This window comes from Pelagerythrobacter rhizovicinus, assembly GCF_004135625.1.
Classification (GTDB): domain Bacteria; phylum Pseudomonadota; class Alphaproteobacteria; order Sphingomonadales; family Sphingomonadaceae; genus Pelagerythrobacter; species Pelagerythrobacter rhizovicinus.
The window spans coordinates 706,657-731,974 of sequence record NZ_SDPV01000001.1 but is presented as its reverse complement, the minus strand read 5'-3'; the positions used below and the strand labels follow the sequence as shown (position 1 = coordinate 731,974).

Sequence of the window (25,318 nt, the reverse complement as noted above, 5' to 3'; positions counted from 1 at the left end):
TCGAGTGGAAAAGCACCGGCTGGGCGCTAGGATTGCGAAAAGCAACCGATCGCGGGGAGGGAACGATGGCCGATACCCAACACTACGTGCGCCAGGACGTGCGCGGATTTCTCGATATGCTCGAGCAGATGGGCCGTCCCGGGGTAGAGGAATTGCCGGTCGAGGAAGGCCGCGAGGGAATGCGCATGCTCGGCGCGCTCGCGGAAGCCGAGCCGCGCCAGCTGCCCGTGATCCGCGACGTCACATGTCCGGGACCGACGGGCGACATTCCGCTGCGCTTCTACGACACCAAGGAAACCCGCGCTCCCGGCCCGTGCGTGGTGTTCATCCATGGCGGCGGGTTCACGATCGGCGATCTGGAGGTCTATCATTCGCTGTGCACCGAAATCTGCCACCAGCTCGACCTGCCGGTGGTCTCGATCGATTACCGCCTCGCGCCTGAGCACCCCTTCCCCGCCGCGCCCGACGACTGCGAGGCAGCGGCACGCTGGATCGCTTCGAGCCCGGCGGAGCTCGGCCGGCAATTCACTGGCCTCGTCATCACCGGCGACAGCGCGGGCGGCAACCTGACGATCGTCACCACCAACCAACTCTGTGCCCGGCCGGCGAAGGTGCCGGTGATCGTGCAGGCACCGATCTACCCGGTCGCGGACGACATCCGTGAGCACCAGAGCCTCAAGGATTTCTTCGAAGGCTTTTTCCTGACCGGGGCAGCGATGGCCTGGTTCACCGACAACTACGGCGGCGATCCGAGCGATCCGCGCCATACCCCGATGGCCGGAGACTGCTCCGGAGCACCGCCGACGGTGCTGTGTACCGCCGGCCTCGACCCGCTGCGCGACTCCGGCCGGAGCTACGCCGCGCATTTGATTCAGCAGGGAACCGAAGTCTGCTACCTCGAATTTCCTGGCATCATTCATGGCTTTACCACCTTGCGCAAGGCGATCCCCAGCGGGCAGAAGGACCTCGATTCCTTTCTCGCCGCGATCAGGCTGATGCTCGAGCGGCACGCAAACTAAGGCACGAAAACACATGGACGAACTCGGCTACCGCCCCTGCGTCGGGGTCATGCTGGTCAACGCCGACGGCAAGGTCTTCGTCGGTCGCCGTATCGACAACAAGGAGGGCGACTGGTGGCAGATGCCCCAGGGCGGGGTCGACGAGGGCGAGGACCTCGCCGCCGCCGCACTGCGCGAACTGGCCGAGGAGACCGGCGCAGGGGCCGAACACGTCACGATCCTCAAGCGGATGGAGGAACCTGTCCGCTACGACCTGCCGGAGGAGCTGATGGGCAAGCTCTGGGGCGGAAAATACCGCGGGCAGGAGCAAGTCTGGTTTCTTGCGCGCTTCGGCGGCAGCGATGCCGATATCGACCTCGAGGCTCACGATCCGCCCGAGTTCTGCGACTGGAAATGGGTCGAACCCGAGCAACTTCCCGAGCTGATCGTGCCGTTCAAGAAGCGCGTCTATCGCGCCGTGGTGGAGGCTTTCCGCGAGCTGGTATAGCGCGCGCGTCCCGCACGGGCATGGCTCGCAAACCGATCAGTTCGCCTTGCTCACCTGCGTTTCGGGCAAAACCGATTCGGCGGCGAGCACCGGAGTACGGGGGCCACGCTGGATCGTCGCCGCGAGCTGGCGTGTTTCGGGGCAGCCTTCACCGCACATGCTCCTGAGCTTGGCCAGGTTGGCCTTCGCCTTCTCGATCGCGCCCTTCTCCAGCAAGGCTTCGCCCTCGCCCGAGATCGCTGCGAGATTACCCGGATCGCGCGCCAGCGCCTCGCGGTAGTAGTGGATCGCCTTGCCCTGCAGACCCTCCGAACGCGATGCCCGGGCGAGTTCGAGGAAGATCGACGTATAGCCCGGATCGACTGCCAGGGCGGCCTCGAACGCATCGATGGCGCGCTGCGGCTGGTCGGCGGCGAGCGCCGCGCGGCCTTCCGCAATCAATGCCGCCGCGCGTGGATCGGCTTCGCGTTCCGCTCCCACCCCCACGCTTGCGGTAAGCGCAACGGCCAGCGAAAGGGCAACGGCTGCGGGGGCAAAACGCATGATCAACTCCTGGTAGGCCCGGGCACTTGCAGATGGTTCCTCTGCCATAGTGCCGCCGGTTAACACGGCAAGGCTGCACGCGCGATGAAAAATCCGTCCGTTTGGTCGTGGAACGGCGTCAGGCGCACGCCGCTCCCCCGCGTTCGGCCGAGCGGAAGATCGGGCGGGTCGGCCCGCCATTCCGGGTTTCCGGCAAGGAAATGCGCGATGCGATCCGCGCCCTCGATATCGAGCAGCGAACAGGTGACGTAGACGATCCGCCCGCCCGGCCGCACGAGCCGGGCAGCGAGACCGAGCAGCCGGTCCTGCGTGTCTGAAAACCGCGCGAGTTGCGCCGGGTCGAGGCGCCAGCGCGCCTCCGGATTGCGGCGCCACGTACCGGTGCCGGAGCATGGCGCATCGACCAGCACCGCATCGGCCGCACCCGCGAACCGCTCGAGCGACTCCATCTCGCGGCCCGGGTTCAGCAGCAGCGTCTCGATCATTCCGGCGCCGGCCCGCTCCGCCCGCGGCGCAAGGTTCGCAAGCCGCGCGCGGTCGGTGTCGCTTGCGATCAGCGTGCCGCGGTTCTGCATTGCGGCCGCCATCGCCAGAGTCTTTCCACCCGCCCCTGCGCAGAGGTCGATCACAGTCTCCCCCGGCCGAGCCTCCACGGCCATGCAGGCGAGCTGGCTGCCGTGGTCCTGGATCTCGACCAGTCCCTCGCGGTACGCGGGCCACTGATCGACCGAAGTGCCCGCGGGAAAGCGCAATGCGTTAGGCGCGACGAGCGGTTCGCCATGTTCGGGCAGGTCGATGCTTTCGCGGCCCGCCTTGAGCGTGTTGATCCGCAGATCGAGCGGGGCGCGGTCCAGCAGGGCAGCAGCTTCCTCTCCCGCGATCCCGGAACCAGCGAGCGCCTCGACCAGCCATTGCGGCGCGAGACCGGGCGGCGCACCGACTTCGCCGCTGGCGAGCGGCGCCGGGCCGTGGGGCGAACCGTCGAAAAGCTGCAGGATCGCTTCGTCCTCCGCGCCGAGCGCGATCATCGCCGCACGGCCGCTGGACGGGACCGGCCCGCAAACGCGGATCGCCCGGTAGACAAGCTCGCGCACCGCGCGCCGGTCCTTGCTCCCGGCATACCGGCGCTGGCGGAAGTAATCGACGATCAGCCGGTCGGCAGGCGGACCCTTGCCTTGTGCTGCCATGATGACGGTATCGAGCAGCTCGATCGCGGCCTGTACCCGTGCGGCGGGTGTCATGTATGTGAACCCTGGCGCGGGCTGGAGCCTCCCTTGGAAGCCGAAGGTTTGGCCGCCCGATGCTGCAACCTTCGCTGAGGCTTACACGAGGAGCGCCCCACCCTCATCGCGTCGGATAATTCGGCGCCTCGCGGGTGATGGCGACGTCGTGCACATGGCTTTCGCTCAGCCCTGCGTTGGTGATGCGGACGAACTTCGCGCGCGTGCGCAGATCGTCGATCGTCGCGCTGCCGGTATAGCCCATCGCCGCCTTGATGCCGCCGACGAGCTGGTGGATCACGTCGGCCGCGGGGCCTTTGAACGGCACCTGCCCCTCGATCCCCTCGGGCACCAGCTTCATCGCCGACACGTCCTGCTGGAAGTACCGGTCGGCACTGCCGCGCGCCATCGCGCCGACGGAGCCCATGCCGCGATAGGCCTTGTAGCTGCGCCCCTGGTAGAGGAATGTCTCGCCCGGGCTCTCGGCCGTGCCCGCAAGCATCGAGCCGACCATGACGGTCGAGGCACCCGCCGCCAGCGCCTTGGCCGCGTCGCCACTGGTCCGCAGGCCGCCGTCGGCGATCACCGGAACGCCCGACTTCGCCGCCTCTTCCGCGCATTCCATGATCGCGGTGAGCTGCGGCACGCCCACGCCCGCAACGATCCGCGTGGTGCAGATGGAGCCCGGGCCGATGCCAATCTTCACCGCATCCGCCCCCGCGTCGATCAGCGCACGCGTCGCTTCCGCCGTCGCGACGTTGCCGGCGACGATCTGCACGGAATTCGAAAGCGTCTTCGCCTTCTCCACCGCGCGGGCGACGTCCTTGTTGTGACCGTGCGCGGTGTCGATAATGACCACGTCGACTTCGGCGTCGACCAGCGCCTGCGTCCGCTCGAAACCCTTGTCCCCCACGGTCGTCGCCGCGGCAACGCGCAGGCGTCCGCTGACGTCCTTGGTCGCATTGGGATAGTTCACGGCTTTCTCGATGTCCTTGACCGTGATCAGCCCGATGCAGCGATAATCCTGATCGACCACCAGCAGCTTCTCGATTCGCCGCTGGTGGAGCAGGCGGCGCGCTTCGTCCTGCCCGGTGCCGAGCGGCACAGTGGCGAGATTGTCGGTCGTCATCAGCTCGCGCACCGGCTGCTGCGGGTTTTCGGCGAAGCGCACGTCGCGATTGGTCAGGATTCCGACCAGCTTGCCGCCGCGGTCGGTCACCGGAATGCCGCTGATCCGGTGCTGCGTCATCAGGGCCTGCGCCTCCCCCAGCGTGGCTTCGGGCGAAATCGTGATCGGATTGACCACCATGCCGCTCTCGAACCGCTTGACCGCTCGTACCGCGGTGCACTGCTGCTCGATGGTGAGATTGCGGTGGAGCACGCCGATCCCGCCGAGCTGCGCCATGACGATCGCCATGTCGGCCTCGGTCACCGTGTCCATCGCGGCGGACAGCACGGGGATGTTGAGCGCGATGTCGCGCGTCAGCCGCGTGCTAGTGTCCGCCATAGACGGGAGGATGTCGCTTTCGGCCGGACGCAGGAGCACGTCGTCGAAGGTAAGGCCGAGGGGGATGTCGATCGAAGCCACGTAAAATTCTTTCGCCGGGAGAATCGTGGCGGCCCATGTAACCGCATGTACCGGCCCCCGCTAGGGGTGAGCGGCAATTTATGGAGCTCTGACCGAATAAGCGTCGAGGCTCGCAAAATGCCGCACCAGCGCGAGGTGCAGCAGCACGTCCTCCGCTGCGCCGCCCAACTGTATCGCATCATCAGCATCGGCTGCACGGTGATAGCGGTCCCGCATGTAGGCTTCCATCGCCTCGCGGTCCGCGAAAGCGCTGGAGACCATCAGCGCAGGCACGTCGTGCTGGAGCAGCGCCCATCCATCCTGACGGCGGACGTAGCGGTTGGCATATTGGTGATCGCCCGGCTTGCGCTCAAGCTTCGCAATGATCCGTTCCACATCCCGGTCCAGGGCGGTCATCCCGTGGCCCACAATGGCGACCGGGCCTCCACGCGGGGCGACCGCGATCGTGTCGATGTTCAACGCAGCGACGATGGTCTCGAGCGGCAGGGGCGGGTCCTGGGCGAACGCCCGCACCCCCAGCAGCCCCCACTCCTCGGCGGTGGTCGCGAGAAAGTAGACGTCGCGGTCGAGCTGCGGCGCCTGCGCAAGCCGCCGGGCAATGGCACTGAGCACCGCCAGGCCACTGGCATTGTCGACCGCGCCGTTACAGATTTGGTCGGTCCCCTGCCCTTCGGCACAGCGCCCGAAGTGATCCCAATGGGCGAGCAGGAGCACCGTGCCGGCGTCGGGCTGCTTGCCGGGGAGGCGCGCGATGAGGTTGTGCGTGCGCACTTCGCGCGACAGCGATACCGCCTCGAAGCGCGCCTCGATCTCGAGCGGAACCGGACGGAAGCTCTCCCCTCTCGCGGCTGCCGCGAGCGCGGCGAAACGCTCTGCCCCCAGCAGGATCTCCGCGCCCTCTTGCGAAAGGAGGCCGTCGAGCTGTGCACCGTCATCGGTTTCCGCGAGACGGTAGGCGCCCTTGCTCCGCCAGAAGGCTAGTTCGGTGAGCTCGGCAGCGTCGGGCACGATCGCGAGTACGGCGGCCGAGCCTTTCTCCAGCAGCGCCTCGCGCTGCTCGGCCTGGCGCGGATGGTCCCACAGCATGACCGCGATGCGGCCTGCAAGCTCGGAGCGGTCGAGGTTCTCCCCCTCACGCCCCACGAACACGGCCGGGCTGCGTTCGAGCAGCGAGCGGCGGCCGGACGTGTAGAGATGGATTGCCCCGTCGGGCAACGCGATCCTGCGTTTGCCGCGGAAGAATCTCGCCTCGAACCGTTCCGGCGTGATGAGTTGCAGCGCGACCGGCGCAAACCAGGGGTGCGCCGGATCGTTCGTACCGGATTCGAGCCCGATCGCCTGCCATGTCTGCGCCAGGTAGCGCAGCGTCTTCGCTTCCCCGTCCGTGCCCGGGCGGCGGCCTTCGAACCCGTCGCTCGCCAGAACGGCAATATCGGCGGCAAGTTCGCTTTCGATCGCATCCAGACTGTCGCCGGGCGCGGAAACCATTCGCGCAGGGGCACAGCTCCAGAGGGCGGCTGCCACCAGAATCATCGCCCAACGATGCATGTGCGCCCCCGCCCGCACCGGCCGGCTACTCGGCCGTCCAGCCGCCATCGATGCTCCAGTTGGCACCGGTGACGTTGCCCGCTTCCTCGCGGCACAGGAATACGGCAAGCGCACCGATTTCCACAGGCTGGACGAACTTCTTGGTCGGCTGCTTGGCTAGCAGCACGTCGTTGATCACGTCTTCGCGGGAGAGACCGCGCGCCTTCATCGTGTCGGGAATCTGGTTCTCCACCAGCGGCGTCCAGGCGTAACCCGGGCTGACGCAGTTCGCCGTCACTCCGCTCCGCGCCAGTTCCAGCGCGATGGTCTTCGTGAAGCCGTCGAGCCCGTGCTTGGCGGCGACATAAGCGCTCTTGAACGGCGATGCGGTCTTCGAATGCGCGCTCGCCACGTTGACGATCCGCCCCCAGCGCTGCGCGTTCATGTGCGGCACCGAGCGGCGCACCGTGTGGAATGCTGCGGTCAGGTTGAGCGCAACGATCGCGTCCCATTTCTCGACCGGGAAGGATTCGACGGGTGCGACGTGCTGCATCCCGGCATTGTTGACGAGGATGTCGATCGGCCCGGCCGCATCCATCAGCGCGTCGCACCCTTCGCGGGTGGTCAGGTCCGCCGCCACATGCTGCGCGCGGAGCTCGTCGCAGAGCCGGGCGATGTCGGCTTCCTCTCCGAAGCCGTTGAGCACCATATCCGCCCCTTCCGCCGCCAGCGCGCGCGCGACTGCGAGGCCGATGCCTGACGTCGACCCGGTCACGAGCGCACGCTTGCCTGAAAGGAACATTCGATACCCCCTGCGGATTGATGCGCGAAGCCTTGCGCAAACCGCTCTTGCCGGCAAGTCTGCGCCTGTCCAGACATACTATCGTCGGACGCCCTCGGGGAGAAGAATTCATGAGGCTCAACCGGTTCGATCCGCGCAATATTCGCGTACGCCAGGGTGGCGGCGGCCGGTTTCCCGGCGGCGGTGGAGGCAAGGTCGGGTGCGGCACGCTGGTGATCGTGATCGTGGCCGCGCTCGTGTTCGGGGTGGACCCGGGCCAGATGCTCGGCACGATCGACAGCGTCCAGCAGAGCGCGCCATCCAGACAGCAACCGCAGTCGAACCTGTCGGACACCCAGATCTGCGAACAGAACGAATACGCTCTCGAGGCCTGCAACGCGCTCGATTCGCTGAACCGCACGTGGCAACCCGAGTTCGAGCGCGCGGGGATCGCGTTCGAGGATCCGTTGCTCACTTTTTATGTCGGCGGCACCAACTCCGGCTGCGGCGGTGCGTCGAGCGCGATGGGCCCGTTCTACTGCCCGGCGGATCACGGCATCTACATCGACACGAGCTTTTATGACACCCTTGCGCGCGAGCTTGGTGCCGGAGGAGATTTCGCGCGTTATTACGTCATGGCGCACGAGTACGGGCATCACATCCAGAACCTGACGGGGCTCGCCGCCCAGGTGCGCAGCGCGCAGTCGCAAAACCCGGGCCGTGCCAACGAGCTGCAGGTGCGGATGGAGCTGCAGGCAGACTGCTATGCCGGCGTCTGGGCCGGCAAGAACCGCAACCTGATCGATCCGGGCGACATGGAGGAAGGACTGCGCGCTGCGAGCGCGATCGGGGACGATACGCTGCAGCGCCGAGCCGGACAGCAGGTGAGCCCCGAAAGCTTCACCCACGGCTCGAGCGCCCAGCGCACCGAAGCGCTGCAGCGCGGAATGAAGCAGGCCGATGACAGTGTGTGCGATGCCTATTTCGACATGCGCTAAGGCGCTCGCGCTGGCCTCGGTCCTGGCCGGCGCGCCGCTCGCGGCGCGGGACCAGGCGAACGTGCGCGACCGCGATCCGGACATGGCGGACATCGCCACCACGCCGCTTACCGATCTCAACCTCGCAAAGGATCCGATTCCGGAGATCCTGCTGGCCGCGGCGCAGTCGCCTTACGCGAACGAAGGGCTGGACGAGTGCGGCGAAGTCGAAGGCGCGATCGCCCAACTCGATGCTGTGCTCGGCGCCGACCTCGACGTTGCCGACGAGGACCGCGACGACATCTCCGTCGGCCGTATCGCCAAGAGCGCGGTCGGGTCGTTCATCCCCTTCCGCAGCATCGTGCGCGAGATCACCGGCGCCGCCGACCATCAGCGCGAGTTCGAGGCGGCGATCGTCGCCGGCCTGATCCGGCGCGGCTATCTGAAAGGACTGGGCCAGCAGATGGGCTGCGCCTATCCGGCCCGGCCCGCATTCGCGAAGATCAACGTGACGAAAGATAATCAGGTCGAATGGCCCGAGATCGGGCTCACATTCGACAACGGGAGTTCGGCAGCGGCAGCCGATGTCGAGAATGCGAAAGCCGCAAACGAAGGGACCCGGGGGATCACCTTCGTTTCCGAGGAAGTCGTGCAACCAGTGGGCGGTTGAACCGCCGCGACCTAGTTCTTCGCGGCCATCCGCGCGATCGATTCATCGAGAGAGCTCAGCACGCGTGCGCGCATCTCCTCGGACAGCGCTCGATCGCGGGCGATCTCCGCTCGGGCTTCGCGCAAGCCGCGCATCGCTTCGGCGCTGATCGCAGCCGTGCAGACCCGGATCACCTGCCGTCCATCCTCGGAGCTCTCGTGGACCACCTCGGTGCCGCGGCAGCCCTCGATCACCCGCGGGACCTCCGGCATGTCGGCCAGAGCGATGCGCACTTCGTGTCCGATACGCTCGCCCAGGCTGGCGAGTTCGCTGAGTTCGCCAAACTCGTTCTCGAATTCTTCAAGTGCCTTGAGGTGAGCTGCTCGCGCTTCGGGAGAGAGGCGCGGAACACTGCCTTCCCAGGTCGCGCGATCACCATGCAGCTTGACGACCATCGGCTTCCCCTTGTGGTCACCATCGAGCCGATGGACGACGATGTGGCGTGGCTCGCCGTCGGGGTGATCGCCGACGACCTTGAGCGGAAGCGGTGCCGGCGGAGCGGGAGGCGCCGGGGGAGCGGGCGGAGGCGGCGGCACGTCGGCAGGAGCGGACGGCGCAGCGGGCGGCTCGGGCGGCTCCGGTAGGGTTATGGTTTCCGCATAGCTGATCGAAGCGGTCAGCGGCAGGGCGAGAAGCCCGGCCGCAAGCAGCGCGCGCCCGGCCATGCGCCGACGCGGAGTGATCTCGGACATGGTCAGGCTCCTCAAACGGTGAATAATCGACTTATCGCCCAGGACAGGGCAGGCCATCGGTGCAGCGAGCGCGACCCGCGGTCCGGCAGCGAAGCTGGCGATGACCTGGCCGTAAGCCGCACGCGTCTCACGGTCGCTTGTCTCGACCACACGGGCGTCGCAGGCCGCTTCCTGATCGCGGCGCATGGCCTGCCAGCCGGCGTAGGCGAGCGGGTTGAACCAGTGCAGCGCGAACAGCGGCTGCGCGGCGAAGTTCGCCAGCAGGTCGCCTCCACGGTGATGGGCGAGTTCATGGGCCAGGGCCAGATCGCGCGCGGCACGGTCTCGCTGAGCCATGAAACCGGGCGGCAATGCCACGACCTTGTCGATTACGCCGAACGCGATCGGAGCGTTCGTCTCCGGCGTTTCCACCAGGCGGATCTTGCCCGCCTCGCCCACAGGGACCGCATCGGCAAGCAGCACGCGGCGCATCCGGTGGTACCCGGAAAAGCGCAGCCACAGGAACACCGCCGCGCCTGCGAGCCACAGCGCAAGCAGCGCCGCCGCCCAGGGGATTGTCGGCGACGCTGCCTCCACTGCTGCACCCATCCCGTCCAGGGCGGCAGCTCGATCGATGATGAGATAAGTTGCCTCGGAAGGCAGCGCGGCGGGTGTCGCCGGCGCTTCGGGCGCCAGCCAAGCCGGCAACGTGATCGGCGGCAGCAGCAGGCGCAGGAACGGCAGCAGCCATAGCCCGTAAGCGGCTTTCGCCCCGAAATGGCGCGCGACGGGGCGCCGCAGCAGGAGGACCAGCGCAATCAGCGCCGCAGTCCAGACGAGCGTATCGAGAAGCCAGCTCATTGCTTCAGCTCCCTTAGCAGTGCCTCGATCTCGGCGATATCGGCGTCGGTCAACGCCTCCTCCTGCGCTAGATGGGCGAAGAGCGGCGCCGCGCGGCCGCCGAACAGCCTATCCACGAGCCTGCGGGATTCCCCGCCCACGTAATCGTCACGCGCGAGGAGCGGGCTGTAGAGGAACCGCCGCCCGTCCGGCCTGGTCATGACCGCCTGCTTCGTTACGAGCCGCGAAAGCAGCGTCTTGACCGTCGGCAAGCTCCAGTCGCGCTCGGCACAGACCGCCTCGCACACTTCGGCGGCGGTCAGCGGGCTCCTCGCCCAGAGCGCTTCCATCACGGCGTGTTCTGCATCGCTGATACGTTCGGGCCGTTCGTCTTCTTCCGACTTCGCCACGAAAACCTCCCCGGCTTTGCGTCTACGTTCGTAGACCTGTCGACTACGCTTGTAAACATTAAGCGCAGATGAACCGATTGGCGCCTGCCGATGCTGCTGATAGAGCCGGGTCATGCGTCTGTCGGACTGCCACAATATCGGCGATCTGCGCCTGCTGGCCAAGCGCCGTCTGCCATGGCCGGTGTTCGACTACATCGACGGTGCGGCCGACGACGAGATCACCCGGGCACGCAACACCGCCGCATTCGACGAGGTGGACCTTGTGCCGAACGTGCTCGCCGGCGTGGCCGAGATCGACACGAGCTGCACGATCATGGGCCGCCGCAGCGCGCTGCCGCTGATGCTCAGCCCTACGGCGCTCCAGCGCGTGTTCCATTGGCAGGGAGAGCGCGCCGTCGCACGGGCGGCCGAGAGGTTCGGCCTGTGGTTCGGCATCTCCAGCCTCGCGACCGTGACCATCGAGGAGATCGCGTCACTCGTGTCAACACCCAAGCTGTTCCAGCTCTACGTCCACAAGGACGCAGGACTGAACGCCTCGATGATCGCGCGCTGCAGGGCGGCCGGGTTCGATGCCATGGCGCTGACTGTTGACACGATCGTCGCCGGTAAGCGGGAGCGGTGCGCGCGTAGCGGGTTCACCACCCCGCCCCGCTTCACGCCGAGCGCCCTCTGGTCCTACGCCACGCGGCCGCGCTGGGCGCTGGATTACGTTTTCCGCGAGAAGTTCCGTCTGCCCAATCTCGACACTCACGTCAGCGAGGGCACGGGCCGCGCAGTTTCGATCGCCGAATACTTCAACACGATGCTCGACACCGCGATGGACTGGGATACGGCCGCACGCATCCGGCAGGACTGGGGCGGCACGTTCTGCCTCAAGGGTGTAATGAGCGTGGCCGACGCGCGCCGCGCCGTCGAGATCGGGGCGGACGCGATCATGGTCTCCAACCACGGGGGCCGCCAGCTCGATGGCAGCCGCGCGCCGTTCGACCAGCTCGCGGAGATCGTCGATGCCGTGGGCGGCGAGATCGAGGTGATCTGCGACGGCGGCGTGCGGCGCGGGACACACGTGCTGAAGGCACTGGCGCAGGGCGCCACCGCAGCCTCGGGCGGACGGCTCTACCTCTACGCGCTGGCCGCCGCCGGTCAGGCGGGCGTGGAGCGCGCGCTCACGCTGCTCAAGGACGAGATCGAGCGCGGCATGCGCCTGATGGGCGTGACCTCCATCGAGCAGCTTGACCGCGAGATGCTGCGGCAGCGGTGAAAGTCAGGCATAGTCGCGGCATGTTCGGACGATTCGCCGCGCTCGCCCTGCCCTTCGCACTCGCCTCCGCCGCTTTCGCGCAGGAGACACCTGCGCCTCCACCTTCTCCGGCGGACGAGCCCGACACCACGCTCGTCGTGCTCGAGACGACGATGGGGGACATCACCGTTGCGATCGAGACCGAGCGTGCGCCGGTCACTGCTGCGAACTTCCTGCGCTATGTGGACGAGGACCGTTTCGACGGGATCGTCTTCTACCGCGCTATGCAGCTCGACTGGGGCGAGCAACCCAACGGACTTGTCCAGGCCGGCACGCAGCACGATCCCGAGCGCATCCTGCCCCCGATCGCGCACGAGCCGACCAGCGAGACGGGCGTGCTCCACACCGCGGGCGCGCTCTCCATGGCTCGAAATGAGCCGGGCACGGCCACCGGCGACTTCTCGATCATGCTGCAGGAACAACCGGGAATGGATGCCGATCCTACCTCGGAGGACCCCGAGCTGCGCGCCGGCTATGCCGCCTTCGGCCATGTCGTCGAAGGCATGGACGTCGTCCGCGCGATCTACGCCGCGCCGACCGATCCGAACAAGGGCGAAGGCTGGATGAAGGGCCAGATGCTGGCTGAGCCGGTGAAAATCATCGAGGCGCGGCGGGCCGAGGCCCAATAGAGCGATGCTCTAGGACCTCTATGGGCGATCACGATCCTTGCTCCAATTGAGTACGGACCCTAAGCTGCCTCACGCTGCTCCGGCGCGGCCGGCGCGGAGCGACACAAGCTTACCGTTTCGCTGACGAGCCGATCGCGGCCCCCACTCTTGGCCTTGTAGAGCAGCCTGTCGGCGGCGGCATAGAGTTCTCGGAACCCGGCTCCGGCCATGCCCCGCTGCGGGATTTCCAGCAGGCCCATGCTCGCGGTGACGGAACCACGCAGATCGGGAACCTCTTCCGCGATTCGGCGGGGGATCGCCTGTCGGCGCGCTTCCGCCCGTTCGCGGGACTTTGCCCCGCGGAGCAGCAGCACGAACTCCTCGCCGCCCATTCGCACCGCGAGGCAGTCCTCGTCCGGGTTCAGCGCTGCGGCAGCGGCGCATAGCGCCTCGTCACCGCGCGTATGACCGTAAACATCGTTGATCCGCTTGAAATGGTCGAGATCGAGCACGGCGAGCGCGCAGAAACCTGCCGCGTGCAACTCCTCGAAGCGCGGCTCGATCGCGCGGCGGTTCATCAGGCCGGTCAGCGCGTCACGCTCCGCCAGCCAGCCAAGACTCCGAGCCCTCTGCTGCGCGTCGTCGCGCTCGTCGCGTAGCCGCACCGCAGATCGTTCGTAGGCGATCGAGAGCGCGAAAGCGCCACTCGCGGATGTGTGGACCACTGCCACTATCAGATGAACCGGCAGCGTTCCGTCCAGAGGCAGATAACTCGTGAACCCGTCCAGAAAAGCAAGTCCTTCGACCACGCGGGCGGCAAAGGACAGAGCCATGACCCCGTAGGCGATTACCAGACCGTGACTTGAAACCGACGCGGGTTTGCGCTCCTGCCAGAAATGCCAGGCAACCGCACCGGCCTGAAGCGCCAAGACGACGTTGACGGCAGCGAAGACCAATCCTTCGTGGAACACGGCAGGCAAGGCAAACAGCCATCCGACGGCGCAGGCCGGCACCCAGAGGGCCCATGCCGTCGTTGGGCTGCCACTAAAAAGACGCGCGGCCCGCCAGCGCAGAGCAAAGCCGACGACCAGGAGCACATTCGGAATCGCTGCGAGCGTGGGCACCGCTGTGGGTAATGTCATGAACAGCGCGAGCGCGGTCGCCAGCACGAGGTTGGCCGCGATCCACACGGGCCAGTAGCGCTCGCGGCGCCGCTTGGCCCAGGCAGCGGCAAACCCGAGTGCCATCACCAGCAGGATGATCGCGTTGGCGCCGAAGAGCGTGAATACGTCCAAGTCTATCGATGTCGCTCGCGAGCGCCCCCTTGCTACGGTCGCGGGGGCCCTGCAGGTACAACCTTAAGAAATGTCGAAAGCTCGCAAGGGCCGTTTGCGTATCGGACGGGGGCCGCTCAGCACACTTCGGCCGTATTCTCCGGAATCGGTCCTGGCGGCGCGCGGGCAGGATGGCGATGGAATGGATCGGCGGCCAGCCGATGCCGTTCGCCGTAAGCCTGGCGCAGCACAGCGGCGAGGCGTGGATCGTAGGCCTCCAGATCCGCATGGTTCAGGATGCGCCGGCCATCGAATACCGCCAACCGGTTCGAATTGAACCAGAATTGGGTTCCTTCCGCCCAATATTCCTGCACCGTCGTGCTTGCGTACTCGTCCAGCCAAAGCCCCGTCTCGAGTGCTTCGGAATAGGCGGTTTCGACTTCGGCGTAGAGCTGCGGATCAGCGATGCGGATCGCATCGAGCACATTGTGCGCAAACTCGTGGACCAGGATCGTTTCGCCATAGTAGCGGCTCGAGCGTTTGCCGAGGACGTCCTCCTCCGCTCCGACGGTGTGTACGCCGCCGATGCCTCGGGCGCGGGCGTTCCAATACTCGCGGTCGGTCAGGCTTCCGATGCGCTCCTCGTAGTGCTTGCGTTCGCACCGGGTCAGCCGCGGATCGTCAGGCGCAGGCTTCGTCCAGTGCGCGTTTTCCGGCAGGTCGGTTATCGCCTCCTCTTCAGCGAGGATCGCGACGCGATAGCCCGTGCGCGCGAGAACCCCGGCAAGATCGGGACGATACGCCAGCATGTCCTCGATCATCGCACGAGCGCCGAGCAGGGCCCCGTCCGCTACCCGCGGGGATGCGACTATCGGAATGCCCTGGGCGCTGGCATACTTGGTGTAGAAGGGGTCGATCCCAAGCGGGTCCGGTGGAGGCGGCAGGGTGGCGGCACAGGAGCCGGCCGTGGCGACTGCAAACAAGGCCGCGGTCAGCGCCGGAAGGCTTCTTCCCAGGCCCATCCTATCACCGCAGGCGGCTCAGAGCCCGAACAGACGCTGTGCGTTGCCGTATCGGACCTTCGCCTTCTCCTCTTCCGTCAAGGGTAGCTGATCGAGCGCATCCAGCGTTCGTGACAACGACAGCTGTGGAAAGTCCGAGCCCAGCAGCAGATGGTCGACCCCTACGTTCCGCATCGTCCATACGAATTCGTCCTCGATCGGCGATCCAGACGCAAGAACAAGCGTGGCCGAAACGTCGAAATAGACATTGTCGGCGAACAGCCCGTCCGCAGTGCGGGCGAGCGCGAGAATGTTCCAGAAGCGAAAATCCAGCCCGCCCATGTGCGCGAAGACGAATGTCGTTCCGGGGCATGCCAGTGCGAGGTTGAACAGGTTCACGGCGTCGTTCGGCACGATCCCGGCATTGTCGATCAACACCGTGACGCCCAGATCACCAGCCCGCGTGACGAGGGTGGCAACCCTGGGATCGGTCACCTCGAAGCGCTGGGTATGCGGGTGGATTTTGAGAATCCTGACGCCGCGCTCGGCGACGCGATCGAGTTCAGCCAGCGCCGCCGCACCATCGTACGGATGAACGGTCGCAATCGGCAGAAGCTCGGGATTGGCGGCAGCCAGCGCGAGCAAGGCGTCATTGGCGGTACGAGTCGCCTCGATCTCGCCCGCGAGCGCCTGGTTCGGTCCGCCGAACCACATCGCGCCCAGACGATCCACCTCGATATCTTCCGCGTCGTTCTGCGCTTCGTAGGCGCGTAGCGAATCGGCACCCGCGTGGAGGTGAACATGCATGTCGAAGATCTTGTCCTGCGCCGCGGCCGGCGCTGTCGAAAGCAGCAAACCGGCCGCAAGCAGAAAGGGCTTCATCGGGTTCTTCTCCCGTTCCCGCCGCCGGCTCAGTACACCCGCTTCTTCGGCTTGATGTACTCCACATCATCGGTGAGCGTGTATTCGTGCACCGGGCGGTAGTCGATCTTCACCGCGCCGCCGTTTCCGCCCCAGCCTTCGAACCAGGCGACGGTGTGCTTCATCCAGTTGGCATCGTCGCGCTCGGGGAAGTCCTCGTGCGCATGGGCGCCGCGGCTTTCCTTGCGGTTCTCTGCCGAGGCGATGGTGACGTTCGCCTGCGCCATCAGGTTGTCGAGCTCGAGCGTCTCGATCAGGTCCGAGTTCCAGATCAGCGAGCGGTCGGTGACGTGGATGTCCTCCATCCGCTTGTTGACGTTGCGAAGCAGCTCGACGCCCTCGGACAGCAGCTTGCTGTCGCGGAACACCGCCGCGTGCTTCTGCATGTTCTTCTGCATCTCCGCACGGACTTCCGCCGTCGGCGAACCGCCGCTGGCGTGACGGAAATGGTCGAGGCGGGTCAGCGCGAGGTCGGCGCTGTCCTGCGGCAGTTCCTCATGGCTCGTGCCCGGCTTGATGATTTCCTTGAGGCGATGGCCAGTCGCGCGGCCGAACACCACGAGGTCGATCAGCGAGTTGGAGCCGAGGCGGTTCGCGCCGTGGACCGAGACGCAGGCTGCCTCGCCCACCGCGAACAGGCCGGGGACGACGGTTTCGGGGTCGCCGTCAGGCCCGATCGTCACGACCTCGCCGTGATAGTTACAGGGAATGCCGCCCATGTTGTAGTGGACCGTGGGCGTGACGGGGAGCGGCTGGCGCGTCAGGTCCACGCCGGCGAAGATCTTGCCGCTCTCGGTAATGCCCGGCAGGCGCTCGGCGAGCACCTTGGGATCGATATGATCGAGGTGGAGGTAGATGTGATCCTTCTCCGGCCCGACGCCGCGGCCCTCGCGCATCTCCAGCGCCATCGAGCGGCTGACGACGTCGCGGCTCGCGAGGTCCTTCGCGCTCGGGGCATAGCGCTCCATGAAGCGCTCGCCTTCGCTGTTGGTGAGATAGCCGCCCTCGCCCCGCGCGCCCTCGGTGATGAGCACGCCGGCGCCGTAGATGCCGGTCGGGTGGAACTGCACGAACTCCATGTCCTGCAGCGGCAGGCCCGCGCGCAGCACCATGCCGCCGCCGTCGCCGGTACAGGTGTGGGCGCTGGTCGCGGTGTAGTAACAGCGGCCGTAGCCGCCGGTGGCGAGGACCACTGCCTTGGCGCGGAAGCGGTGGATCGTCCCGTCGTCGAGGCACATGGCCATGACGCCGCGGCACGCGCCGTTCTCCATGATCAGGTCGAGCGCGAAATACTCGATGAAGAAGTCGGCGTCGTACTTCAGGCTCTGCTGGTAGAGCGCGTGGAGCATCGCGTGCCCCGTCCGGTCCGCCGCGGCGCAAGTGCGCTGCACCGGCGGACCTTCGCCCATGTTCTGCATGTGGCCGCCGAACGGGCGCTGGTAGATCGTGCCGTTCTCGTTGCGGCTGAACGGCACGCCTGCGTGCTCCAGCTCGTAAACCGCCTGCGGCGCCTCGCGCACCATGTATTCGATCGCGTCCTGGTCGCCGAGCCAGTCGGAGCCCTTGACGGTATCGTACATGTGCCACGACCAGTGATCGGGCGTGTTGTTGCCGAGGCTCGCCGCGATGCCGCCCTGCGCCGCGACGGTGTGCGAGCGGGTCGGGAAGACCTTGGTGATGCAGGCCGTCTTCAGACCGGCCTCGGCCGCGCCCATCGTCGCGCGCAGCCCGGAGCCGCCGGCGCCGACCACGACCACGTCGTAGGTATGATCGACGATCGGATAGGCGGGCTGCTGCCCGGCCTTCTGGTTCGCCTGGTTGTTGGTGGCGGTCTTGGGTGCCGGGTTGCCCATCAGGCGGCTCCTCCGAATACGATGCGGGCGACGCAGAACAGGCCGAAGGCCGCCCCGCCGATGGTCGCGACGTTGAGCAGCGCGATCGCCGCGAACTTGTTGCCGGGGGTGTGGACGTAGTCCTCGATCATCACCTGCAGGCCCAGGCGCGCGTGCCAGAAGGGGTTGACGGTCAGCAGCGCCATGGCGGTCGCCGCGAGCGGGTGCGATAGATAGCCGGTGACGGTGGCGTAGGAGAGATCGGGCAGCAGCAGGATCGAGCCGACCAGCCACAGCACGAGGATCAGGTTGCCAATCGCAGTGAAGCGCTGGAGCAGCCAGTGATGCACGCCCTCGTGCGCCGAGCCAAGCCCGCGCACGCGGCCGATCGAGGTTCCGTTACCCATGGTTCAAATCCTCAGAGAAGCAGCAATGCGGCCCAGAACGCCGCCGTCAGGGCAATGCCGATGATCGGGGAAGCGACCGACCAGGCCTTGTTGAGGCCGAGCTCGTATCCCGCGCCGATGTCGAGCACGAAATGGCGCAGGCCTGACGTCATGTGATTGAAGAACGCCCAGGAGAGGCCGACCAGGACGACGTAGCCGTACCAGGAGGTCGCAATCTCCGTGAAGGTCGCATAAGCCTCGGGCCCGCTCGCCAGCGCGCCGAGCCACCACAGCAGCACGCCCAGCCCCACGATCGCCATTCCGTCGCCGGTGACGCGGTGCAGGATCGAGACCAGCATGTGCGGGCCCCATTTCCAGATACTGAGGTGCGGGGAGAGTGGTCTTTCGGCCATGGCGATCGTCCGGTTGCCCTTGAAATTGCGCCCTCCCCTTAGCGCAATCGACTGGCGAGACAAGGCGCGTCCAGACGCTGTGCGACGATCCCCCCGCGGATATCACCCGGGTTGGGGCCGAGAACCACGCCTCGGCGCGCTTCATGCACGGGAAGTTGAGCCCGCCACATGTGCGGGATGACGGAGAAGAAAAGCTGCGTTAGGCGCAAGACATGCCAAATGTTCTCATCACCGGCTCCAGTCGCGGCATCGGCGCAGCGATCCGCAAACAGATCGAGGCACGCCCGGTGACCGATGGCGTCCGCGTGATCCGCCACGCCAGCGCACCGTACGACGTGCAGACCATCGGCGCGGACCTCTCCGAACCGCAGGCCCCGCAAACGCTGTGGGAAGAGGCAGTGGCGCGCGCCGGCGGTGAGATCGACGTGCTGATTAACAACGCAGGTCTGTTCGAGCCGAATCCCATCGATCGCTCCGACATCGAATGGCTTGACGCGTGGGAGGATACCCTGCGGATCAATCTCACCTCGGCGGCGCAGCTTGCGCGGTTTGCGGTGCGGCACTGGCTGGAGCGGGGCGTGCCCGGCCGCATCGTCCACATCGCCAGCCGCGCGGGCCACCGCGGGGATTCACCGGCCCACTGGCACTACGCGGCAGCCAAGGGCGGCATGCTAGCGCTCCACAAGACGATCGCCAGAGCCTATGCTGGGAACGGCATTCTGAGCTTCGCGATCGCGCCGGGGTTCACCGATACCGCGATGGCCGGGGATTATCTCGCGAGCCGCGGCGGCCCCGGCCTGCTGGCCGATATCCCCTTGGGCCGCGTCGCGGAGCCGGAGGAGATCGCCGCCATCGCCGTGTTCTGTGCGCTCGACGCACCCGGCAGCATGACCGGCGCAACGGTGGACGCCAACGGGGCGAGCTACGTGCGGTAGCTCGCCGCCGCTTTCGCGTTGGCCGCGATCGGGCTAGTGAGTGCCCATGTCCGGCACCTGGAAACTCACGGCGTTCGCCGACAAACCATCGATCCAGGCGGCGCTGGTGGCGCAGGAGGATGCGGCAGACTGGGATCCGGAGGTCGTGCTGACCGGGTTCGAGCTGGCCGACGATCGCCCCGACGAGTGGCGGCTCGACGCATACTTTCCGCGCGAGCCGAACAGCGCGGACCGCGCGATGGTGACCGCGCTGTTCGCCGGTGTCCCACCGGACCTGCACGCAGAGAGGCTGCCGGACACCGACTGGGTGACCGAAAGCCAGCAGGACCTGGAGCCGATCCGCGCGGGCCGCTTCCACGTCCATACTCCCGATCATCCGCCGAGCGCGGCTTCCGGCCTGATCAACCTGGCGATCCCCGCCAGCCAAGCGTTCGGCACGGGGCAGCATGCGACGACGGCCGGCTGCCTCGCCATGCTCGACGCCATGAAACGCAGTGGCGCCATCATACGCAATCTTGCCGATGTCGGCACGGGTACGGGCCTGCTCGCCTTCGCCGCTCTCGCCCTCTGGCCGCGCGCACTGGCGACCGCGAGCGACATCGATCCGGCCTGCGCTGGCGTGGTCGAGGGCAATGCGGCGGCGAACGGCTTCGCCCTAGGCGGACGGGCGGGCGAACTGGCAATGGTCGTCGCTGGAGGAATGAACCACCCGCTGCTCCAGGCGCGCGCGCCCTACGACTTGCTGATCGCGAACATCCTCGCGGGGCCGCTGGTCGAGCTTGCGCCCGATTTCGCGCGCGCAGTGGCACCGGGCGGGCACCTGCTCCTCGCTGGGCTGCTTGAAAGGCAGGAACCCCGCGTGCGCAGTGTATATAGCCGTTCCGGCTTCCGCCTCGCCTCCCGGCTCGTGAACGGCGACTGGTCGATCCTTTGGCTGCGGCGCCGGAAAAGGCGGTGACCTCCCCCTGGCCGCGAGGGTGGGCGGAGCCGCGTGACACGCTGCGGGCGCTCGCGGCAGCGAAAGTATGGCGGATCACCGGCAAAGTCCTTGCCTGGCTCGCGCTCGTCGCGGGACTCTTCATGGCATTCGCCTGGCTCGGATCCTCGATTCCGCGCAACAGCGGCTGGACCGAACCCGCACACGGCGTCGAAATCATGATCGAGACCAATGGCATTCATACCGCGATCGTCATGCCGCTCGTCAACGCGCAGAAGGACTGGCGCGCGGACTTCCCCTCCTCAGATTTGCCCACATCGGACCGACCCTACACGCACCTTTCCGTGAGCTGGGGCGAGCGCGAGGTATTCCTCAACACTCCGACCTGGGCCGACCTCTCGTTGCCGACTGCCATCAACGCGGCGGTCGGCGGCGACGGACTGCTCCACGTTGCGCACTACGTCCGCCCCGCGCCAAGCGACACCGCACGTGTGCTGCGCATTCGCCCGGAAGAATACGCGCGCCTCGTCCGCCGGATCGAAGCGCAGATCCTTCCGTCCGACCGCCGCCGCGTATATGCCGGCTATGAGGACTGGGACGTGTTCTACGACGCGCCGGGCACTTATCACCTCGGCAACACCTGCAACCAGTGGACCAGCGACGCCTTGGCAGCAGCAGGGATCGAGACGGGGTTGTGGACGCCGTTTCCCGGCGGTGTGATGAAGTGGGTGCCAGCGCCCGCGCCCTGATCCTTGTTAAGCTAAATCACGCCAAACATGAACACTGACCCTGCACACCGGTTCAGTTTCGGGTCATTCGATCCGCCCTAAAAGGGCCCCATCTTATCAGAGGAGCCGCATGCGGTGGGCGCGGTGTTCTCGACGAACGGAGACCCACGATGACACTTGGACAATTTCTGAAGGGAAGCGCAATGGCGGCCGTGGCAGGTGCGATGGCGCTGACCGCCCTGCCCGCCGAAGCCTTCGCCGCCTCTGCCGAAACGGAACAGCGCGCTCAGCGCGATCGGGGCGATCGCCCGCAGGCACGGAGCGATCGCGGCCAGCGTCGAGAAGCACGTCAGGCAAGACAGCGCGGCAACGATCAGCGTCGTAGCGCGAGGCGAGGCAACGACGCCCCGCGCGCCAGGCAACAGAACGAGCGAATTCGCTGGGATGCGATGCGCCGTGCGGTAGAACAGAGCGGCGCCCGGCCTGTAAGGAGCGATCGGCGCGACGACCGCCGGGACAACTGGCGGGAGCGCAATCAGAATCGCCGCGACCGGTGGGACGACCGGCGCGACAACCGGCGCGACCGCTGGGATGATCGCCGGGACAATCGCCGCGACCGATGGGAAGATCGCCGCGATAACCGCCGCGACCGATGGGACGACCGGCGGGATCACAGAGAGTGGAACCGCCGCTGGCGCGATAACAATCGTTACGATTGGCATCGCTATCGCGCGTCGAACCGGCACGTCTACCGCATCGGTCGCTACTACTCGCCCTATCGCAATTACCGCTACAACCGGGTGAATATCGGGTTCCGGCTCGGCAATCTGTTCTACAGCAACCGCTACTGGATCAACGATCCGTGGCAGTACCGCCTGCCGCCGGCATACGGCCCCTACCGCTGGGTCCGTTACTATGACGACGTGCTGCTGGTGAACACCTATTCCGGCGAAGTGGTCGACGTGATCTACGACTTCTTCTGGTAAGCCGCTTTCCCCCGCTGCCGGGGTCTCTCAGCCCGGCAGCCCTTTGCAAGCCCCCGCCGGTGCGAACCGGCGGGGGTTCTCGCATGTGCCATCAGGCCTTCGGCGTTCCGAACGGCAGCATACGGAACAGGTTGCCGTCGCGATCGATCAGCGTGTGCTTGAGCGTGCCGAGGATGTGGATCGCGGTGATCACCAGCAGCGTGATCCCCGCGGCCGCGTGAATGTGGAATATCTCGCGCGCACCTTCGGGATCGGCTTCGACCGGCATGGCGGGCAGCGTGAGGATGCCGAACACGTCCACCCCGTTTCCGTATTTCGACATGGCGAGCCAGCCGGCCAGCGGCATGACGATCAGGAGGACGTAGAACAGCGTGTGGGTGATCTTCGCCAGCCACCGCTCCCAGGTCGAAATATGCGCTGCGAGCGGCGGGTTCGGCTGAACGAAGCGCCATACGACACGTATCAGGACGAGTACCAGCAGAGTGGCGCCGAGCGAGAAGTGGTTGGCCATGATCTCGCTGCCCGCTTCATCGTTGGGGGCGTTCTCCGCCGCGACCGCGATGCGCCATTGCGCGAAAACGCCGATGGCCAGCAGCCAGTGCAACAACATGGCCACACCCGGATAGCGATGTCCCGAAGCTTCGTTCATGATCCATCTCCCTTTGATCCGATGGAGCTGCCCATCGGCCTCCAGGCCTCTTGAAGCATACCGAAGCGCTGGTAGGGAAGCGCGATATGGCGAAGACCGCGACTATCCCCGACAAGGACGCGCTCAAGCGCGTCGGTGCCTCCGTCCGCAAACGGCTCGAGGACGATCCTCAAGCCTACAAGGTCCCGACCGACAAGGCGGAGATTTTCGCCGTCGGGGAGTTCCTGAGCCCAGCCGAATGCCAGCGGCTCATCCTGATGATCGACGCCGTCGCGCAGCCGAGCACCCTCTACGACGCCGACTATTCGACGGGGTTCCGCACCTCCTATTCCGGCAATCTCGACCCGCGCGACCCGTTCGTGGCGGGCGTCTCGCGAAGGATCGACGACCTGCTCGGCATGAAGCCCGAGACGGGCGAGGCGATCCAGGGCCAGCGCTACATGCCCGGCCAGGAGTTCAAGCCGCACAACGACTGGTTCTACACCACCGAAGACTACTGGAAGATGGAGCGCAAGCGCGGCGGCCAGCGGAGCTGGACGGCGATGATCTTCCTCAACCAGGTTGAAGCCGGCGGCGAGACGCACTTCACCGAAGTCGAGATCAAGATCCCGCCGAAGCCCGGCGTGCTGCTGACGTGGAACAACGCCCTGCCCGACGGCACGCCGAACGAGGGCACCATGCACGCGGGTACACCGGTTGAAAGCGGCGTGAAGTACGTCATCACGAAGTGGTACCGCACCCGCAAGTGGGGGTGAGCCAAACGCGAAATACGGCACGAGCCCCGTCAAGGCGAGGATCTCTAGGTTTGAGTCCCAGCGAAGGCTGGGACCTCGTACCACCGGCGCTCCGCCAGCGGCCTGAGGCCCCTGCCTTCGCAGGAGCACGCTTGCGGTACTCTTATTGCGCTCGTTCCAGCGCCTCGGCGATGAGCTTGCGCGTGTTCTCGATCCCGTAGAGCGCGATGAAGCTGCCCATGCGCGGGCCCTGGCTCGAACCGAGCAGCGTTTCATAAAGCGCCCGGAACCATTCGCGCAGCGATTCGAAGCCGAACTGCTCGTCCTTGCCAATCTCGTAGACGATGGTCTGCAGGTCCTCCGCCGAGCTCTCCGCTGCGACGTCCGCCAGCGCGTCGTCGAGCTTGCGCAATGCCGCCGCCTCATTTGCGGTCGGCGCGCGGTGCTCCAGCGTCGGGGCAACGAAGTCGCGGTTGTAGGCAAGCGCCGTGCCGACCAGCACATCGAGCTCGGGGTGCTTCGCAGGATCGGGATCGGCGATGTAGTTGCCGAGGTACGACCAGACCTGCTCGCGCGTTGCACCAGCGCCAAGCACGCCGACGAGGTTGAGCAGCAACCCATAGGTCACGGGTAATGTGTCGCCGGCGCCGGGAGCCTCCGAACCTTCGAACCCGCCGTTCGCGCGCAGCAGGTGCCACGCCGGGTTGCCGAGCTGCTTGTCGAGCTCCTGCTCCGGCAGGCGCGCGCGGAACTGCCAGTAATCGTCCACGGCGCGCGGGATCACGCCGACGTGGAGCTGCTTGGCGCTCTTGGGATTGGGGAAGATATAGAACCCCAAGCTCTCCTCGCTGCCGTAGGTGAGCCATTCCTCGATGGTCAGCCCGTTGCCCTTCGACTTGGATATCTTCTCGCCGTTGGCATCGAGGAACAGCTCGTAGATCAGCCCTTCCGGCTTGCGGCCGCCAAGCACCTGGACGATCTTGCCCGACTGGGTGACGCTGTCGGTCAGGTCCTTGCCGCACATCTCGTAATCGACGCCGAGCGCGTACCAGCGCATCGCCCAGTCGACCTTCCACTGCAGCTTGGCCATGCCGCCGAGCGCCGATTGCTCGACCACGGTCCCGTCCTCGTCCGTAAAGCGGACGATGCCTTCTTCCGCATCGACGACCTCGACCGGCACCTGCAGCACGACGCCCGTGGTCGGGCTGATCGGCAGCACCGGTGAGTAAGTCTTGCGCCGCTCCTCGCGCAGTGTGGGCAGCATGATCTCCAGGATCGCCTGATTGCTGCGCAGCACCTGTCGCAGCGCATCGTCGAACTCGCCCGAATTGTAGTGCTCGCTCGACGACATGAATTCGTACTCGAACCCAAAGCGGTCGAGGAATTCGCGCAGCTTGGCGTTGTTGTGGTGGGCAAAGCTGTCGAAGCCCGCGTTGAACGGATCGGGGATGCGCGTCAGCGGCTTGCCGAGGTGCCCGGCGAGCATGTCGCGGTTGGGTACGTTGTCGGGCACCTTGCGCAGCCCATCCATGTCGTCCGAGAACGCGACGAGACGCGTCTTGCCGTCCTCCGGCTTCGCCCCGATCAACGCTTCATAGGCGCGGCGCACGAGCGTGGTGCGCAGGACTTCCTGAAAAGTGCCGATATGCGGCAGACCCGAAGGGCCGTAGCCGGTTTCGAACAGCACCGGAGCGCCGCCGGGCTTTCCGTCGGGATAACGCTTGAGCAGACGCTGCGCCTCCTGGAACGGCCAGGCCTTGGACACGCGGGCGGCTTCGATCAGGGTCTGCTCGGTCATGGCCCGCCTCTCGCGCAAGGCAGCCGATGTTGCAAGTGCGAAGG

Annotated in this window: 26 protein-coding genes; 11 read left to right on the top strand and 15 right to left on the bottom strand. The window is 66.5% G+C overall.

The genetic code is table 11. The features are described 5' to 3' along the window. Window positions 1-65 precede the first annotated feature (65 nt). Window positions 66-1,019, top strand: a complete 954-nt coding sequence (locus tag ETX26_RS03520; RefSeq protein ID WP_129523286.1) for an alpha/beta hydrolase — start codon at window positions 66-68, stop codon at window positions 1,017-1,019. Window positions 1,020-1,032: 13 nt separating this feature from the next. Further along, window positions 1,033-1,506 carry an RNA pyrophosphohydrolase gene (locus tag ETX26_RS03515; RefSeq protein WP_129523285.1) on the top strand — a complete coding sequence of 158 codons (474 nt, stop codon included), beginning with the start codon at window positions 1,033-1,035 and terminating at the stop codon, window positions 1,504-1,506. A 36-nt stretch (window positions 1,507-1,542) separates the two neighbouring features. On the opposite strand, the gene ETX26_RS03510 is transcribed toward ETX26_RS03515, so the two are convergent. The 5 genes from ETX26_RS03510 to ETX26_RS03490 all read right to left on the bottom strand — a co-directional run bounded on the left by ETX26_RS03510 (window position 1,543) and on the right by ETX26_RS03490 (window position 7,186). Next, window positions 1,543-2,049, bottom strand: a complete 507-nt coding sequence (locus ETX26_RS03510) for a tetratricopeptide repeat protein (protein WP_225425487.1) — start codon at window positions 2,047-2,049, stop codon at window positions 1,543-1,545. Between the two features lie 59 nt (window positions 2,050-2,108). Beyond that, complete coding sequence (locus ETX26_RS03505) at window positions 2,109-3,290, bottom strand: RsmB/NOP family class I SAM-dependent RNA methyltransferase (protein ID WP_129523283.1); 1,182 nt, start codon at window positions 3,288-3,290, stop codon at window positions 2,109-2,111. A gap of 103 nt (window positions 3,291-3,393) precedes the next feature. Then, a complete protein-coding gene (gene guaB / locus ETX26_RS03500) occupies window positions 3,394-4,848 on the bottom strand; it encodes an IMP dehydrogenase (protein WP_129524130.1) in 1,455 nt (484 codons plus the stop codon). Between the two features lie 87 nt (window positions 4,849-4,935). Continuing rightward, the gene (locus ETX26_RS03495; protein ID WP_165271682.1) at window positions 4,936-6,345 is read right to left on the bottom strand and encodes a M28 family peptidase; all 1,410 of its coding nucleotides are present in this window, start codon (window positions 6,343-6,345) and stop codon (window positions 4,936-4,938) included. A gap of 85 nt (window positions 6,346-6,430) precedes the next feature. Continuing rightward, window positions 6,431-7,186: a 3-hydroxybutyrate dehydrogenase gene (locus tag ETX26_RS03490; RefSeq protein ID WP_129523281.1), complete on the bottom strand. Its 756-nt coding sequence runs from the start codon at window positions 7,184-7,186 to the stop codon at window positions 6,431-6,433. A 110-nt stretch (window positions 7,187-7,296) separates the two neighbouring features. Between ETX26_RS03490 and ypfJ the strand changes: the two genes are divergently transcribed. Continuing rightward, window positions 7,297-8,163, top strand: coding sequence for a KPN_02809 family neutral zinc metallopeptidase (ypfJ, locus tag ETX26_RS03485; RefSeq protein WP_129523280.1), 867 nt, complete (start codon window positions 7,297-7,299; stop codon window positions 8,161-8,163). Further along, window positions 8,141-8,812, top strand: a complete 672-nt coding sequence (locus ETX26_RS03480; RefSeq protein ID WP_191984682.1) for a hypothetical protein — start codon at window positions 8,141-8,143, stop codon at window positions 8,810-8,812. The genes ypfJ and ETX26_RS03480 overlap by 23 nt, the downstream gene beginning before the upstream one ends. Before the next feature lie 11 nt (window positions 8,813-8,823). Here ETX26_RS03480 and ETX26_RS03475 read toward each other — a convergent pair whose 3' ends face one another. Continuing rightward, window positions 8,824-10,383 carry a M56 family metallopeptidase gene (locus tag ETX26_RS03475; protein WP_129523279.1) on the bottom strand — a complete coding sequence of 520 codons (1,560 nt, stop codon included), beginning with the start codon at window positions 10,381-10,383 and terminating at the stop codon, window positions 8,824-8,826. Next, the gene (locus tag ETX26_RS03470; RefSeq protein ID WP_450091342.1) at window positions 10,380-10,712 is read right to left on the bottom strand and encodes a BlaI/MecI/CopY family transcriptional regulator; all 333 of its coding nucleotides are present in this window, start codon (window positions 10,710-10,712) and stop codon (window positions 10,380-10,382) included. Before ETX26_RS03470 ends, ETX26_RS03475 begins: the two co-directional genes overlap by 4 nt. A gap of 172 nt (window positions 10,713-10,884) precedes the next feature. Here ETX26_RS03470 and ETX26_RS03465 point away from each other — a divergent pair, with 172 nt between their 5' ends. Beyond that, the gene (locus ETX26_RS03465) at window positions 10,885-12,033 is read left to right on the top strand and encodes an alpha-hydroxy acid oxidase (protein ID WP_129523277.1); all 1,149 of its coding nucleotides are present in this window, start codon (window positions 10,885-10,887) and stop codon (window positions 12,031-12,033) included. 20 nt (window positions 12,034-12,053) lie between these two features. Further along, on the top strand, window positions 12,054-12,701 hold the full coding sequence (locus ETX26_RS03460) for a peptidylprolyl isomerase (protein WP_129523276.1): 648 nt from the start codon (window positions 12,054-12,056) through the stop codon (window positions 12,699-12,701). 59 nt (window positions 12,702-12,760) lie between these two features. Here the strand turns inward: ETX26_RS03460 and ETX26_RS03455 are convergent, their stop codons facing one another. From ETX26_RS03455 to sdhC, 6 genes are all read right to left on the bottom strand, one after another. Continuing rightward, window positions 12,761-13,975: a GGDEF domain-containing protein gene (locus tag ETX26_RS03455; protein ID WP_129523275.1), complete on the bottom strand. Its 1,215-nt coding sequence runs from the start codon at window positions 13,973-13,975 to the stop codon at window positions 12,761-12,763. A gap of 116 nt (window positions 13,976-14,091) precedes the next feature. Next, a complete protein-coding gene (locus ETX26_RS03450) occupies window positions 14,092-14,976 on the bottom strand; it encodes a glycoside hydrolase (protein ID WP_225425485.1) in 885 nt (294 codons plus the stop codon). 18 nt (window positions 14,977-14,994) lie between these two features. After that, window positions 14,995-15,837, bottom strand: coding sequence for an amidohydrolase family protein (locus ETX26_RS03445; RefSeq protein ID WP_129523274.1), 843 nt, complete (start codon window positions 15,835-15,837; stop codon window positions 14,995-14,997). 29 nt (window positions 15,838-15,866) lie between these two features. Further along, window positions 15,867-17,729 carry a succinate dehydrogenase flavoprotein subunit gene (gene sdhA / locus ETX26_RS03440; protein ID WP_165271681.1) on the bottom strand — a complete coding sequence of 621 codons (1,863 nt, stop codon included), beginning with the start codon at window positions 17,727-17,729 and terminating at the stop codon, window positions 15,867-15,869. Continuing rightward, window positions 17,729-18,115, bottom strand: a complete 387-nt coding sequence (gene sdhD, locus ETX26_RS03435; RefSeq protein ID WP_129523273.1) for a succinate dehydrogenase, hydrophobic membrane anchor protein — start codon at window positions 18,113-18,115, stop codon at window positions 17,729-17,731. Before sdhD ends, sdhA begins: the two co-directional genes overlap by 1 nt. A gap of 11 nt (window positions 18,116-18,126) precedes the next feature. Further along, window positions 18,127-18,507 carry a succinate dehydrogenase, cytochrome b556 subunit gene (gene sdhC, locus ETX26_RS03430; RefSeq protein WP_129523272.1) on the bottom strand — a complete coding sequence of 127 codons (381 nt, stop codon included), beginning with the start codon at window positions 18,505-18,507 and terminating at the stop codon, window positions 18,127-18,129. 212 nt (window positions 18,508-18,719) lie between these two features. Here sdhC and ETX26_RS03425 point away from each other — a divergent pair, with 212 nt between their 5' ends. The 4 genes from ETX26_RS03425 (at window position 18,720) to ETX26_RS03410 (ending at window position 22,093) form a co-directional block, all read left to right on the top strand. Beyond that, window positions 18,720-19,442 (top strand): SDR family NAD(P)-dependent oxidoreductase, encoded by a 723-nt coding sequence (locus tag ETX26_RS03425; RefSeq protein ID WP_129523271.1) that lies wholly within the window; start codon window positions 18,720-18,722, stop codon window positions 19,440-19,442. 46 nt (window positions 19,443-19,488) lie between these two features. Continuing rightward, entirely contained in the window at window positions 19,489-20,400 is a 912-nt protein-coding gene (locus tag ETX26_RS03420) for a 50S ribosomal protein L11 methyltransferase (RefSeq protein ID WP_129523270.1), read from the top strand. Beyond that, window positions 20,397-21,128 (top strand): DUF2459 domain-containing protein, encoded by a 732-nt coding sequence (locus ETX26_RS03415; protein ID WP_225425484.1) that lies wholly within the window; start codon window positions 20,397-20,399, stop codon window positions 21,126-21,128. Before ETX26_RS03420 ends, ETX26_RS03415 begins: the two co-directional genes overlap by 4 nt. Before the next feature lie 203 nt (window positions 21,129-21,331). Continuing rightward, window positions 21,332-22,093: an RcnB family protein gene (locus ETX26_RS03410; RefSeq protein ID WP_225425483.1), complete on the top strand. Its 762-nt coding sequence runs from the start codon at window positions 21,332-21,334 to the stop codon at window positions 22,091-22,093. 91 nt (window positions 22,094-22,184) lie between these two features. On the opposite strand, the gene ETX26_RS03405 is transcribed toward ETX26_RS03410, so the two are convergent. Then, on the bottom strand, window positions 22,185-22,742 hold the full coding sequence (locus ETX26_RS03405; protein WP_129523268.1) for a cytochrome b: 558 nt from the start codon (window positions 22,740-22,742) through the stop codon (window positions 22,185-22,187). An 86-nt stretch (window positions 22,743-22,828) separates the two neighbouring features. Between ETX26_RS03405 and ETX26_RS03400 the strand changes: the two genes are divergently transcribed. Continuing rightward, entirely contained in the window at window positions 22,829-23,497 is a 669-nt protein-coding gene (locus tag ETX26_RS03400) for a prolyl hydroxylase family protein (protein ID WP_129524126.1), read from the top strand. Window positions 23,498-23,639: 142 nt separating this feature from the next. Here the strand turns inward: ETX26_RS03400 and ETX26_RS03395 are convergent, their stop codons facing one another. Beyond that, complete coding sequence (locus ETX26_RS03395) at window positions 23,640-25,274, bottom strand: lysine--tRNA ligase (protein WP_129523267.1); 1,635 nt, start codon at window positions 25,272-25,274, stop codon at window positions 23,640-23,642. Window positions 25,275-25,318 lie beyond the last annotated feature (44 nt).